Source organism: Labrenzia sp. PHM005, from assembly GCF_006517275.1.
In the GTDB taxonomy this organism is placed as follows: Bacteria; Pseudomonadota; Alphaproteobacteria; order Rhizobiales; family Stappiaceae; genus Roseibium.
Genome location: NZ_CP041191.1, coordinates 2,932,155 through 2,944,861 on the forward strand (window position 1 = coordinate 2,932,155; position 12,707 = coordinate 2,944,861).

Annotated in this window: 11 protein-coding genes; 5 read left to right on the top strand and 6 right to left on the bottom strand. The window is 54.8% G+C overall.

Annotation, left to right across the window (positions count from 1 at the left end; all coding sequences use genetic code 11):
• Positions 1 to 51 precede the first annotated feature (51 nt).
• The 4 genes from FJ695_RS13160 to FJ695_RS13175 all read right to left on the bottom strand — a co-directional run bounded on the left by FJ695_RS13160 (position 52) and on the right by FJ695_RS13175 (position 4,349).
• A complete protein-coding gene (locus tag FJ695_RS13160) occupies positions 52 to 825 on the bottom strand; it encodes an ATP-binding cassette domain-containing protein (protein WP_141185880.1) in 774 nt (257 codons plus the stop codon).
• Positions 825 to 1,907 (bottom strand): ABC transporter permease, encoded by a 1,083-nt coding sequence (locus FJ695_RS13165; protein WP_141185881.1) that lies wholly within the window; start codon positions 1,905 to 1,907, stop codon positions 825 to 827. Before FJ695_RS13165 ends, FJ695_RS13160 begins: the two co-directional genes overlap by 1 nt.
• Before the next feature lie 80 nt (positions 1,908 to 1,987).
• On the bottom strand, positions 1,988 to 3,004 hold the full coding sequence (locus tag FJ695_RS13170; protein ID WP_141185882.1) for a sugar ABC transporter substrate-binding protein: 1,017 nt from the start codon (positions 3,002 to 3,004) through the stop codon (positions 1,988 to 1,990).
• A gap of 25 nt (positions 3,005 to 3,029) precedes the next feature.
• Positions 3,030 to 4,349 (bottom strand): ROK family transcriptional regulator, encoded by a 1,320-nt coding sequence (locus FJ695_RS13175; protein WP_141185883.1) that lies wholly within the window; start codon positions 4,347 to 4,349, stop codon positions 3,030 to 3,032.
• A gap of 371 nt (positions 4,350 to 4,720) precedes the next feature.
• Here FJ695_RS13175 and ade point away from each other — a divergent pair, with 371 nt between their 5' ends.
• Positions 4,721 to 6,442 carry an adenine deaminase gene (gene ade, locus FJ695_RS13180; RefSeq protein ID WP_141185884.1) on the top strand — a complete coding sequence of 574 codons (1,722 nt, stop codon included), beginning with the start codon at positions 4,721 to 4,723 and terminating at the stop codon, positions 6,440 to 6,442.
• 11 nt (positions 6,443 to 6,453) lie between these two features.
• Here ade and FJ695_RS13185 read toward each other — a convergent pair whose 3' ends face one another.
• Positions 6,454 to 6,999, bottom strand: a complete 546-nt coding sequence (locus FJ695_RS13185) for a hypothetical protein (RefSeq protein ID WP_141185885.1) — start codon at positions 6,997 to 6,999, stop codon at positions 6,454 to 6,456.
• Between the two features lie 533 nt (positions 7,000 to 7,532).
• Here FJ695_RS13185 and FJ695_RS13190 point away from each other — a divergent pair.
• The 3 genes from FJ695_RS13190 to FJ695_RS13200 all read left to right on the top strand — a co-directional run bounded on the left by FJ695_RS13190 (position 7,533) and on the right by FJ695_RS13200 (position 11,245).
• Positions 7,533 to 7,724, top strand: coding sequence for a Flp family type IVb pilin (locus FJ695_RS13190; protein WP_141185886.1), 192 nt, complete (start codon positions 7,533 to 7,535; stop codon positions 7,722 to 7,724).
• 422 nt (positions 7,725 to 8,146) lie between these two features.
• Complete coding sequence (locus tag FJ695_RS13195) at positions 8,147 to 9,304, top strand: AAA family ATPase (protein WP_141185887.1); 1,158 nt, start codon at positions 8,147 to 8,149, stop codon at positions 9,302 to 9,304.
• 282 nt (positions 9,305 to 9,586) lie between these two features.
• Positions 9,587 to 11,245: a long-chain fatty acid--CoA ligase gene (locus FJ695_RS13200; protein ID WP_247653833.1), complete on the top strand. Its 1,659-nt coding sequence runs from the start codon at positions 9,587 to 9,589 to the stop codon at positions 11,243 to 11,245.
• 86 nt (positions 11,246 to 11,331) lie between these two features.
• Here FJ695_RS13200 and FJ695_RS13205 read toward each other — a convergent pair whose 3' ends face one another.
• The gene (locus FJ695_RS13205; RefSeq protein WP_141185889.1) at positions 11,332 to 11,997 is read right to left on the bottom strand and encodes a YafY family protein; all 666 of its coding nucleotides are present in this window, start codon (positions 11,995 to 11,997) and stop codon (positions 11,332 to 11,334) included.
• Positions 11,998 to 12,067: 70 nt separating this feature from the next.
• On the opposite strand from FJ695_RS13205, the gene FJ695_RS13210 reads away from it, so the two are divergent.
• Complete coding sequence (locus FJ695_RS13210) at positions 12,068 to 12,706, top strand: hypothetical protein (RefSeq protein WP_141185890.1); 639 nt, start codon at positions 12,068 to 12,070, stop codon at positions 12,704 to 12,706.
• Position 12,707: the final 1 nt, after the last annotated feature.

Sequence of the window (12,707 nt, forward strand, 5' to 3'; positions counted from 1 at the left end):
CAACCAGATGAAGTCTGGCTGGTCTACTGAGTTGTTGGTGACGAAGGCGGGTTATGCCGCCAGTTCTTCCGGTGGATCCATCGCCCCGGTCATGATGGCCACCGCATCGGACATGGAAAAGTCTGAAGGCTTGATCACACAGGCCCGCCGCCCGAGGCGGTGGATGTGGATGCGGTCTGCCACTTCGAACACATGCGGCATGTTGTGGCTGATCAGAACGATCGGCAAACCACGGCCGCGCACGTCCTTGATCAGATCCAGAACCCTGCGGCTTTCTTTGACGCCGAGAGCTGCCGTTGGTTCGTCCATGATGACGACCTTGGAGCCAAAGGCCGCTGCCCGTGCCACCGCCACACCCTGGCGCTGACCGCCGGAAAGCGTTTCGACGGCCTGATTGATGTTCTGAATGGTCAGAAGGCCGAGCTCATTGAGTTTTTCACGGGCAATGTCTTCCATCCGCCGATGATCCAGCTGGCGCAGCCATTTGCCCCTGAAACCGGGTTTCCGCAGCTCGCGCCCCATGAACATGTTGTCGGTGATCGATAGGGCAGGCGACATGGCAAGGGTCTGGTAGACTGTCTCAATGCCGGCGGCCCTGGCGTCTATGGGCGAATGGAAATTGACCGGTTCGCCATCCAGAAGAACGTCGCCTTCGTCAGGTTGAACCGCGCCGCTGAGGGCCTTGATCAAAGTGGATTTTCCAGCTCCGTTGTCACCGATGACGGCCAGAATTTCGCCCGGATAAAGTTCAAAATCCGCGTGATCCATAGCGACAACACGGCCATAGCGTTTGACCAGATTGCGGGCTTCCAGAATAGGTTTCATCAGACAGACACCTTTCTGATCCATTGGTCGATTGCAACGGCCGCAATGATGAGCAGGCCGATGAGAAGGTAGGTCCACTGGGCATCGGCGCCGAGCAGACGCAGGCCAAGCGTGAAGACACCGACGATCAGCGCTCCGAACAAGGTGCCGATAATGGAGCCGCGTCCGCCAAAGAGTGAAATTCCACCGATCACAACGGCTGTGATGGATTCAATGTTGGCAAGTTGTCCGGTCGTTGGTGAAACTGAGCCGATCCGGCCGATCATCGCCCAACCGGCAAAGGCGCAAATTAGGCCAGAGAGCATGTAGACCGAGATCAGTACTTTTTTGACCTGTACACCTGAAAGCTGCGCGGCCTCCGGGTCGTCTCCGACTGCATAGACATGCCGGCCCCAGGCCGTTTGGCGAAGGGCATAGGCCAGAACGATTACCAGCAGGACCATGAAGATCACACCGTAGGTGAAAATCGCTCCGCCCAAGTTGACCTTGTTGCCGAAGAACTGCAGCAATGGCGCATTCTTGGCAATGTCCTGGGAACGGATGGTTTCATTGGCTGAATAGAGGAAGTTGGTGGCGAGCACGATCTGCCACATGCCGAGGGTGACAATGAACGGTGGCAATTTGACGATCGCGACCAGGAAGCCATTGATGTAGCCGCAAATGGTGCCGCAGATGAGGCCGCAGGCAATCGCCACTTCCACCGGCAAGCCATAGCGGAAGGTGAATTGCCCCATCACAACTGATGACAAGACCATAATTGCCCCGACCGACAGGTCGATCCCGGCCGTCAAAATGACGACACTTTGGGCGGCTGCGACGATGCCGACGATCTGAACTTGCTGCAAGATCAGTGTCATGGCGAACGGCGAGAAGAATTTGGAGCCGAGCAGGAGACCGAAGACCAGGATCGATATCAGCAGGACGATCAGCGGGACCAAGGCAGGGGTTTGATGCAGCCGGTGCTGGATCTTGTGTCCTAACCCATGATGATGATCGTCGAACTCGGCGACGGCTTGCGGACTGGAGGCTGCGGCTTCTTCAAAGTCCGATGGCCCGCTGGCCGTATCGCTTTTTGAGGTCATGCCCGGTTCTTTCTAAGACGTAGGAAAGAAGGGGCAAAGGCGAACCGAGCCCCTTCCATTTTTTTAGCTTAAGGGAGCAATCAGCCCCAGCAAAGGTTGGTGCCTTCGGTGGTGTCGATCGACGGAACACCGTCCACCGGCTTGTCGGTCACAAGGGCAACTCCGGTATCAAAAAAGCTCTTGCCCGGGGTCGGTTCCGGTTTTGCGCCTGTGTCTGCCCAGGCCTTGATCGCTTCGATGCCAAGGGACGCCATCAAAAGGGGATACTGCTGGGATGTTGCGCCGATTACGCCATCCTTGACGTTCTGAACACCAGGGCAGCCGCCATCGACTGAAACGATAAGCACATCGTTTTCGCGGCCGATGGATTTCAGGGCTTCATAGGCGCCTGCCGCTGACGGTTCATTGATGGTGTAAACCACATTGATCATCGGATCTTTGGCGAGAAGGTTTTCCATAGCCTTGCGGCCACCTTCTTCGTTGCCGGCTGTCACATCATTGCCAACAATGCGCGCATCGGTTTCATCGCCCCATTTGTTCGGGTCGCCAAGGTCAATGCCAAACCCTTGCAGGAACCCCTGATCGCGCAAGACGCCAACAGTGGGCTGGCTGATGGCCAGATCAAGCATGCCGATTTTGGCATTGGCTGCCTCATCTCCGAGGGCTGCTGCCGCCCATTTACCAATCAGCTCGCCAGCCAAGAAGTTGTCGGTTGCAAATGTTGCATCTGCTGAATCAATCGGGTTCAGCGGAGTGTCGAGGGCAATCACCAACAGTCCGGCATCGCGGGCCTGCTGCACGGCAGGCACGATGGATGAGGTGTCGGAAGCTGTCAGCAAGATGCCTTTGGCGCCATCGGCGATGCACGTCTCAATCGCGGCAACCTGAGTTTCATGGTCGCCATCGATCTTGCCGGCGAAGGATTTCAAATCAATGCCGAGTTCCTGCGCCTTTGCGGTGGCCCCTTCTTTCATTTTTACAAAAAATGGATTGGTGTCCGTCTTGGTGATCAGGCAAGCAGAAATATCGGCCGCCATGGCCGGGGCCGCTGACATGGCGGCAAGAACGGAACCGGTCGCGAGAAGTTTGCGGATCATAGTGTCTTTCCTCCCTGGCCAAATATTAGGTGCGGTTGGGTGCGGCCAGATGTGACCCCAACCGTGCTGCCCGTGCCGGAAAACTGGCACGGTCTTCTGTCCGGCCGGATCCTGCTGGTGCGGAAGGTTTACCGCCCGTGAGGATCGCTGCCCGGGGTGAGAAGTTGAAGAATTGCGGCAGACTGGCTGCTCCGATAGCGCCGGCGTCATGACCAAAGCTGCCTGTTGCGATATCGGGCGACTGGCGGCTTTCCGGGGCCGCGTCATCACTGGCCGCACTCAAGTTCTTTGCAAAGTCGGTGTTGAATGTACCGCCGAGATCGCTGTCTATAACCACCAGTGGCATGTCCAGAAGCGAATAAGCTGAGCGCATTCCAAGTGCGAGAGCTTCGACACAATCAGTCGTCCACTCTTGGAACTTAGTCCCACCGGTCTCAGCTGCTTCCCGGAGGTCGGTCCGGCTGAGACTGGAAAAATCTTCCGGAGCCAAATGCCGCGCAAGAGCAACCAGGCTGGCCCGTGCAAGAAGAATATCCCACTTTTGGCGTGGCGGATTGGCGGTCGGCAACGTACTTGGCGGCACTGGAATCATGGCGACATCAGCCGCGTTGCCGGTGACACCGCGCACGATGTCTCCGTTCATGATCAGGCCGCCGCCAATTGCCGGGCCGAGAAACAGGTAGAGGAAATTGTCGTTCTGCCGCCCTTGCCCATAGAAAAGTTCGGCCACTGCGGCTGCCGTACCATCGTTTTCGCTAAAGACCGGCAGGCCAGTTTCCTGTTCCAGGGCTCCGGCCAGATCATAGTCATCCCATTCTTTGAAATGCGCTTCCGGCAAGCCAAGTTCGTGCAGCCAGGCGCCAAGATTGAACGGCTGTGCAAGCCCTATGCCTGTGATCCGGGCGCTTTCATCCTCATCGAGCGCGGTGCCGAGGCTTTCCAGATCATCGATCAGGATGTCGAGTGCTTTTGATGGGGCGGGCAAGATCATTTCGTGGATGCGCCGGTCGAGGATACGGCCGGAAAAATCCATCAAAACGGTTTCCATATTGGTGCGGTCGAGACGTACCCCATAGGAGAATGCACCGCGCGGCGCCAATTGCAGGATCGTTGCCGGCTGGCCGCGGCTACCGTCGTGACGCTTGCCAGCTTCCACGATCAAGCCTTCTTCGATGAGGTTCTGAATGATCGCGCCGATGGCCGCATTGGTCAGTTGCACCGCGCGGGCAAGTTCGGCCTTTGACGCTTCACCTGCACGCCGCAGGATCTGAAGAACAATACGTTCGTTATACCGCCGCAGTTGTGCTGAATTGGAACCGCGGCCACTTTTGCGGATGTCTTCCATCAGGCACCTCCCTTGCCTTCCGGGCAGGTTTCCGCCCGGAAACCGTAATTATTTATTTTGATGAAATTATTTGACTCATTTTCCATCCTGTCAATTCAAAACACTGCTGCGACGCAGGGTTTCGTTGCTGTGCTGCGGTAGGTTGTTGAGTTTTCTAGATTAAATAAATTTGATAAAATTAATCAGGGCGCGGTTTTGGAATAAAGAAGCCATTGTTGAGGTCTAGAGAGCCAACGCGCGATCCTCTTCGTTTTGGGAAACGTAATGTTGGCGCATCCATATACAGAACGTGGAAATTGTTCGCGGGGGCTTCCGGATCAGGGCGGGCCAGCGCTATGGTCCGAACCTGAATAAGAACAGGAGAAAGATCCATGCCGCGCACCCATGATGAAACGTTTCTTGAAAAGGCCATCGCGGCCGGTGCGGGCGAAAGACCAGCCGATCTGGTCATCAAGGGAGTTCAGCTGTTCAGTGTTGTCGATGGATCGACGACCACAACAGACATTGCCGTTTCCGGCGATCGGATCGTCGGAACCCATGACACTTACGAAGGTGAAAAGACGATCGATGGAACTGGCCTGACCGCTGTGCCGGGTTTTATTGACACCCATTTGCATGTGGAATCATCGCTTGTCACTCCGTTCGAGTTCGACCGCTGTGTTCTTCCCCACGGTGTCACGACAGCAATCTGTGATCCCCATGAAATCGCCAATGTGTTGGGCGCAGTCGGCATAAAATATTTCCTGGAGAGTTCGCTAGAGACGGTGATGGATCTGAAGGTCAACCTGTCGTCTTGTGTCCCGGCAACCGCATTTGAGACGGCCGGTGCCTGCCTGGAAATCGAAGACCTGCTGCCATTCAAAGACCATCCAAGTGTCATTGGTCTGGCGGAATTTATGAACTTTCCGGGCGTTCTGGCGCGCGATCCAAAAGTCCTCGCGAAACTTGCTGCCTTTCAGGACGGACATATCGATGGTCACGCACCGTTGCTCGGCGGCAAACCACTGAATGGGTATCTGGCTGCTGGGATCCGGACGGACCACGAGGCAACATCTTTAAAAGAAGCTCAGGAAAAACTCGCAAAAGGCATGGCGGTTTTGATGCGGGAAGGTTCCGTCTGTAAGGATCTGGACGCTTTGGCGCCGATCCTGACCGCCGATACCTCGGCGTTTGTTGCCCTTTGCACGGATGACCGCAACCCGCTCGACATTGCCGAAGAAGGCCACCTCGACAGCATGATCCGGCGTCTCATCGCCAAGGGCATCCGACCTTTGGATGCTTACCGGGCTGCCAGCTGGTCAGCGGCCAATGCCTTTGGTTTGAAAGACCGGGGCGTTTTGGCGCCAGGCAAACGCGCTGATATCGCGCTTCTGAAGGACTTTGAGGGCTGCCAGGTTGAAATGGCCATCTGCGGTGGCATCATTGCGGATGATGCCGCTTTTGGTGCGCGGTCGATCGTTTCTCCGGTGGGGCTCGACAGTGTGAAGGCGTCAGAAGTCACGGCTGCATCTTTCGACATTCCAGCGCGCAACAGTGAAGCCGATGTGATTGGGGTCATTCCAGGAAAAATCATCACCGAACACCTGAAACGGACATTGCCGGTGACCGGCGGCAAAACCTTTGTCGACTTTGATCAGGATGTTTTAAAGGTCGCCGTGGTTGAGCGCCACAAGGGCACCGGCAACATCGGCCTTGGGTTTGTGCATGGTTTTGGGATGAAAGAGGGTGCGATTGCGTCTTCCGTTGGTCATGACAGCCACAACATCTGTGTGGTTGGCGCCGATGAGGCTGCTATGGCACATGCGGTCAACCGGGTGATTGCCATGAAGGGCGGATTTGCGGTGTCCGACAAAGATGGCGTCAAGGCGGAACTTGCTTTGCCGTTGGCCGGCCTGATGAGCCTGGAACCATTTGAAGCCGTGCGTCACGAGCTTGAGGATCTGCGCAATGCTGCCAAAGCGCTGGGCTGCACGCTTGCTGAACCCTTCCTGCAAGTGGCTTTCTTGCCGCTGCCGGTCATCCCGCATCTGAAGATCACCGACTTCGGTGTGTTTGATGTCGACAAGTTCGAACTGGTTGACCAGGGAAGTTAGATGCGAACCCGCTAATAGCGCCGCATGTTTTTCCGGAACCGGTTCCATTCCACATAAGCTTCGATAAACAGCCAGAAGAAGATCATGCCAGCGATCAGGGATCCAATCATGATCTTGCTATCGAGGGCAAAGTCGGACAAATGATCCTCCGGGTGTGCGATCCGGGGGTTGATCGGCAGATAGACGACCTGCACGTCCTTGCCGCCTTGACCAATGTTGCTGCCGGGAGGGCGTTTGAAACGGACATATTCCAGGGCGCCATCGGGCGGTTGGAATTCGATCAGAAGACTGTCGCCCGATACCCAGGCTTGTCTGTTCTTAAGGTAATTGCGCGGATTTTGACGGGCGAGTTCCCGAACTGCATCTGGATTTTTCGGCGCGCTCGATACCCTGACAATGGTTCCGGACGCGGTCTCTCCAAATCGGGTCAACAGCCAGTATTTCATGGCGCTGTCGAAATGAAGGCCAATTGAGATCACCACCACAAGGGAGGCGAAAAACAAGATGACGACATTGAGGGCTCGGCTGTCGTCCGCCGCTTCTTTCGGATTGAACATGGCGGACCTGCTGCTGCTTGCGAAGACCGGGTGTTCGAAAGTATCAATTTAGAATTGAATTGCCTCAGAGTCCAAATTGCAAAGGGTTCACCCCGTTTAAGTCCTTTTCTGATCGTGCAGAAATGGTGATATTGCGCTTCGGCATTGGAAATGTTCCATTTTAGGACGGTGTGTCGACAATATTTTTCAAATCGACGCAGAAAACTGCTGAGACACTAATCCAGATTCTGCAATTCTCATCTGAATGGGCTTCCTGAAAACCGGCAGAAAACATTCCCCGGTCTCCTGCGGGTAGCGTTCGTGTAACGAGAAGTCCCAAAGATCTCGCAAAATGGAAAAAAAACGCGCCGGATTTCGGTCCAGCGCGCAAGGCATTTGTGTCAACAAATTTGGAGCTTGCTCCGCTGGTTCTTTTAGTGGGTAACGTTTAAGTCTAGGTAAAAATCACAATGTAAAATTTACCTAGTTTTTAAACGGTATTTGCACAAATTCTCGTTAGGTTCCTCCTCATCAACAGGTATGGAGAGATACAAATGACAAATCTGATTAAGCGTTTTGCAGAAGATGAAAACGGAGCCACGGCAATCGAATATGGCTTGATCGCTGGTCTGCTCAGCGTGGCCATTATTGGTATTTTGGGTACTATGGGCGGATCGCTGACCGGTATCTTCACGACCATCAACACCGCGTTGAGTAGCGCAAACGGCACAGGCTCTGGCGGCTGACAAAAAAAACCCGGCATCTACGGATGCCGGGCTTTTTTGGGTGGGGATAAGGTATCCCAACCAGTCGCCATCTCTAGAGGGCTCGAAGTCTTAAGAGCCCTGACAGTCAAAAAGTGGCTTAACTCGGAAAACCGAGAATTTTTTTTATTCCTATATAGGTCGTCCGTCCTGCTGGTTCTCAGCGAAACCAAGACGTTAACAATTGTTCTTTGTTGTTAAATTTCAGATGAAAACAAAGTTTGAAAAACAGCACACCATAACGATATGAATAGGATTGCGGTGTTAAGGGAATTCTCATTTTCAGTTTCTTGATTAGAAATGATCATAACTCGCTGATTTGACATTAAGAAATAGAGTGGCCGTACTTGGCTGTTTTAGGTTGAAGAGGCGTGAACTTATAGAACTGAAAAGTAGTTGATTGCATGATCCTGACTTTCGCCGTTTCCGGCTACCGCTCCTTGCGCGACATAATCTTTCCACTCGACCGGATCACGCTGATCACCGGGGCCAATGGTAGTGGCAAATCAAGCCTGTACCGGTCTATCCGGCTTCTGGCGGAAGTGGCGCAGGGGAGGGCCATCGGTTCTCTGGCTGCCGAGGGGGGGCTGCCATCCACTTTGTGGGCGGGGCCGGAGATTGTCTCGCGGGCAATGAAGCGCGGTGATGTGCCGGTCCAGGGCGCTGTCCGAAAGGGCGTTGTCTCCTTAAAACTCGGCTTTGCCGATGAAGATTATGGCTATGCCATTGATCTGGGATTGCCCGCTGATGCGGGACGGTCGTTTTTTTCAATGGATCCTGAAATCAAGTGCGAGGCACTCTGGGCCGGCGAAGCCCTGTCCCGATCCAACGAGATCGCCGGGCGTAATGGTCCCTCCGTCAAAGTCTTGAATCAGAATGGGCAGCGGATCCCGGTTGTTCAGAATCTGGCCCGGTTCGACAGCATGATGACCCATGCGGCCGACCCGAAAGATGGGCTGGAGCTTCTGGTCCTTCGCGAACGGATGCGGGCCTGGCGGTTTTATGACCATCTGCGGACAGACCGGGAAGCCCCGGCCCGCTTTCCGAAAATCGGCACACGGACACCAGTTCTATCTGGCGATGGGTCCGACTTGGCCGCAGCCCTTCAGACAATTCTGGAAATTGGTGATGAACAGGCGCTGGCGGAGGCGATCGACGATGCTTTTCCGGGCGCAAGCATCGAGGTGGTCGTCAACGATGGCTATTTTGAACTTCTGATGCAGCAAAAAGGGCTGCTGCGTCCTCTCAGGACAACGGAGCTCTCTGATGGTACGCTGCGCTATCTTCTTCTGGCGGCAGCTCTTCTCTCGCCGCGCCCGGCGCCGCTGATCGTCCTGAACGAACCGGAGACCAGTCTTCATCCGGCACTCCTCGAACCGCTTGCCCGATTGATTGCGACAGCGGCAGAAAAGACCCAGGTGATTGTCGTTTCGCACGCAGACCCGCTTGTGTCGGCGCTTGCCGCACAACAGGATTGCATTCATCATCACTTGTTCAAGGAATTGGGAGAAACCCAAGTCGAGCATTTGGATCCGCCAAGATGGCGCTGGCCCAGCCGGTAGAAAGGCGCGCCGGAAGTCAACTCGGCCATTTGAGCCCCAAATGGACAGAAAATGGGTGGTTTTGGTGTGGAATGACACCTGAGCGTGTAAAAAAGTTGAAGAGGTGTCGTTACGTCGTCCGTTGACGTAAACGGAAAGTTGGGTCATGTCAGGGAGGAATACCGATTTCGGCACCGCAATATACGATGCCGTTTGGGAGGAGGGTTCGGCCAGAGGGGCGGCTGAACCGGTCTGCCGGCTAAAAATCCTGTTTGAGCCGGACAAGATGCGTTGGAGAACGATATGATGACTGCGGAGGAGTGGAGCGCGACGCTAAAAGTCCGCCCAGTACACGAATATCTGGATATTGCCGTCACCAAGTTTGGAGATCGCCCGGCAGCAGACTTCATGGGGAAAGTCTGGACGTACAGCGAACTCGGCGAGCTGGTCGACCGCACTGCCGCAGGCCTTCAGGCCATGGGCGTTGGTCCGGGTGTTCATGTTGGCCTTTGCCTGCCGAACACGCCGTTCTACACCATCTTTTATTTTGCGATTTTGAAAGTCGGCGGCACGGTTGCCAACTTCAACCCGCTGTATGTGGAGCGCGAAATCGCCTTCCAGGCTCGTGATGCGGATGTGCGCATTATGGTGACCATGGATTTGAAGGTGATTTACGACAAGGTCGAAAATGTCCGCAAAGAGCGGGTCCTGGACAAGATCATCGTTTGCCCGATGACCTTCTGCCTGCCGACAGTTAAAAAGACCTTGTTCAGCCTGTTCAAGCGCAAGGAACTGGCGGCCATCCCGCAAGATGAGGCCCATGTCCTGTTTGATAGTCTGCTGACCAAGGGCAACAAACCAGCGCCAGTTGAATTTGACCCGGCAGAAGCCATTGCGGTTCTTCAATACACCGGCGGAACAACGGGTGTTCCTAAAGGGGCGATGCTGACCCACAAGAACCTCTGCGCCAATATTGAACAGATGCGTGCTGTCTTTGAAAAAGCGCGTCCAGGTGAAGAAAAACTGCTCTGCGTTCTGCCGTTCTTCCATGTCTTTGCAATGACCGTGGGCCAGAATCTGGCTGTGATCCTCGGCGCGGAGATGGTGTTGCAGCCGCGGTTTGAGCTGAAGATGCTGCTTGAGACAATTGTGCGCAAAAAGGTCACCTTGTTTCCGGGCGTTCCGACCATCTACACGGCGATCAATAACTCGCATGAAACGCAGAAATACGATCTGTCCAGCATCAACCTGTGTATTTCTGGCGGGGCACCATTGCCGGTCGAAGTGAAGGAAAACTTTGAAAAACTGACCGGCTGCATTCTAGTTGAAGGTTATGGCTTGACCGAGTCGTCTCCGGTGGCTGCGGTCAATCCGCTGGACGAAAACCGCCGCGCCGGCTCCATTGGCCGTCCAGTCCCTGGTACGAAGGTCCGCTTCGTCAATATCGAGGATCGTGAAACAGAAGTGGGGCCTGGCGAAAAGGGCGAGCTTCTGCTGCATGGTCATCAGATCATGAAGGGATACTGGAAACGCGACGATGCCACGGCCGAGACCATCAACGCTGACGGCTACCTTCACACCGGTGATGTCGGGTATCAGGACGAGGACGGCTTTATCTACCTGGTCGACCGGATCAAAGATCTGATCCTGTGCTCCGGTTACAACGTCTATCCGCGCGTCATCGAAGAAGCGATCTATCAAAACGAGGCGGTTGATGAGACGATCGTGATCGCAGTCCCCGATGAGTACCGCGGCCAGTCTCCTAAGGCGTTTGTCAAACTGAAAGACGGCTACTCCTTGTCGGCTGAAGACCTCAAGAGCTTTCTGAAGGACCACCTGTCGGCCATTGAACTGCCGCGGGAAATCGAGTTCCGCGACGAATTGCCGAAGACCATGGTCGGCAAACTGTCGAAGAAAGAGCTGGTTGAAGAAGAAGCTGCCAAGCGCGCCAACGCCGCTTGAGGATATAGGCCAAAGCCTTTGCTGATCGGGCGGTCGTTCCATAAAACGGACTGCCGCCCTTTTTGTATCAATCGGTCTGTCTGAGTTTACAAGGTTCGCAGGTAATCATGGAATTCCCTGCCACTTTCGATCGGAAACCGCGTTCCCGTTTGCTGAAAATCGGCAATCCTATCCAAACGGAAGTTGCGGAAATCTTCCCGCTTTTCACACCAGGCGGTCAGGACCCAGACCTTTTCAAACGCGGTCAACCCCAGTGGCCGTACGGTCCGCTCACTCAGCCGGTTCTCGCCGTCTTTGTAGTGTACCAGGAGTTTGTGCCGGCTTCGTATCGCAGATCTCAGGGGAGAGAGCGCGTCCTGCCCCTCGGCTGACGACCGGCTGCCGACCGCGAGCAGGGGCCGGTTGAAGTTCCGGTCCTGGTCATTGAGGACAGCTCCGATTTTTCCAAGGGCGCGTTCAGCTGCAGCCTGCATGTCCTTGTCACTGCGCGCCTTGATCATTTGCAATCCAAGCAGAACCACATCCAGTTCGTCCGGGTCAAACTGTAGCGGTGGCAGAAAATAACCGCGTTCGATTACGTAGCCGATGCCACCCTCGCCGCGTATTGGGGCCCCCATCTCTTTCAAGGTTGCCATGTCCCGGTAGACCGTGCGTTCAGTCACACTCAGCATTTCTGCAAGCGTTGCAGCAGAGACTGGAGACCTTCGGCTTCGCAAAATGTCTAGAATGGAGAAAAGACGGAGTGTACGCATAAGGCCCCTGACAAAAACTGTCTCTGGAGTTTCTTATAGCCGGTGCAGCAATACGAAGAAAGGACATCAAATGCTGCGCAAAGATCTTGGACAAATGAAGGTAATGGGGTTTGCCCGCTATCGGGCCAAGGACGAGGTGAACCCGGTAAACCTCATTGGAGCCGCGCGACGATGGCAAACGGAATTCCTGGATAAACAACCTGGAATCGCAATGCATTGTTTTCTAGGAAATCTAACCGGTGAGTATGCCGATGCGATTTTGGCTACAGACGAAACCGCCTTTGCCGAAATGAGCGAGGCGCATATGCAAGCTGAGAGTTCCAGAGCGTTTATGGACCTTCTGGAGCCTGGCAGCATTCGTCTCTGCAGGAACATTCTGCAACAGCCGCTGGATGCCATTCCGGAAGGATTCTGCGCCATTGAATTCGGAACTTTCCAGGTCAAAGGAGCTAACGAGTTCAATGAGGGGGGCCTGAACGCGGCGGCCGCCCGGGTCAAGCAAGAGTATCTCTCAAGATTTCCAGAAAGCCGGGCACATAGGATCGGCAAGATCGACGGTGAAACCTATTCAGAAATCTGCTTTGTCGAGACAGCAGGAGCCGCGCGGGAGATCTGCGCCGGTTACGTCAATGACGATGCGTGTTTGCCGTTGTTGTCCATGTTTGATCCCGAAAGCGTCGATTTGGATTTTTGGCACGTTCTTGCCTGAC

What these genes read in the sequence shown, in the direction of transcription:
- FJ695_RS13205 (WP_141185889.1), bottom strand. Translation starts at nt 11,997, where the DNA reads ATGCGTACACTCCGTCTTTTCTCCATTCTAGACATTTTGCGAAGCCGA.
- FJ695_RS13165 (WP_141185881.1), bottom strand. Translation starts at nt 1,907, where the DNA reads ATGACCTCAAAAAGCGATACGGCCAGCGGGCCATCGGACTTTGAAGAA.
- FJ695_RS13185 (WP_141185885.1), bottom strand. Translation starts at nt 6,999, where the DNA reads ATGTTCAATCCGAAAGAAGCGGCGGACGACAGCCGAGCCCTCAATGTC.
- FJ695_RS13160 (WP_141185880.1), bottom strand. Translation starts at nt 825, where the DNA reads ATGAAACCTATTCTGGAAGCCCGCAATCTGGTCAAACGCTATGGCCGT.
- FJ695_RS13175 (WP_141185883.1), bottom strand. Translation starts at nt 4,349, where the DNA reads ATGGAAGACATCCGCAAAAGTGGCCGCGGTTCCAATTCAGCACAACTG.
- FJ695_RS13195 (WP_141185887.1), top strand. Translation starts at nt 8,147, where the DNA reads ATGATCCTGACTTTCGCCGTTTCCGGCTACCGCTCCTTGCGCGACATA.
- ade (WP_141185884.1), top strand. Translation starts at nt 4,721, where the DNA reads ATGCCGCGCACCCATGATGAAACGTTTCTTGAAAAGGCCATCGCGGCC.
- FJ695_RS13200 (WP_247653833.1), top strand. Translation starts at nt 9,587, where the DNA reads ATGATGACTGCGGAGGAGTGGAGCGCGACGCTAAAAGTCCGCCCAGTA.
- FJ695_RS13170 (WP_141185882.1), bottom strand. Translation starts at nt 3,004, where the DNA reads ATGATCCGCAAACTTCTCGCGACCGGTTCCGTTCTTGCCGCCATGTCA.
- FJ695_RS13210 (WP_141185890.1), top strand. Translation starts at nt 12,068, where the DNA reads ATGCTGCGCAAAGATCTTGGACAAATGAAGGTAATGGGGTTTGCCCGC.
- FJ695_RS13190 (WP_141185886.1), top strand. Translation starts at nt 7,533, where the DNA reads ATGACAAATCTGATTAAGCGTTTTGCAGAAGATGAAAACGGAGCCACG.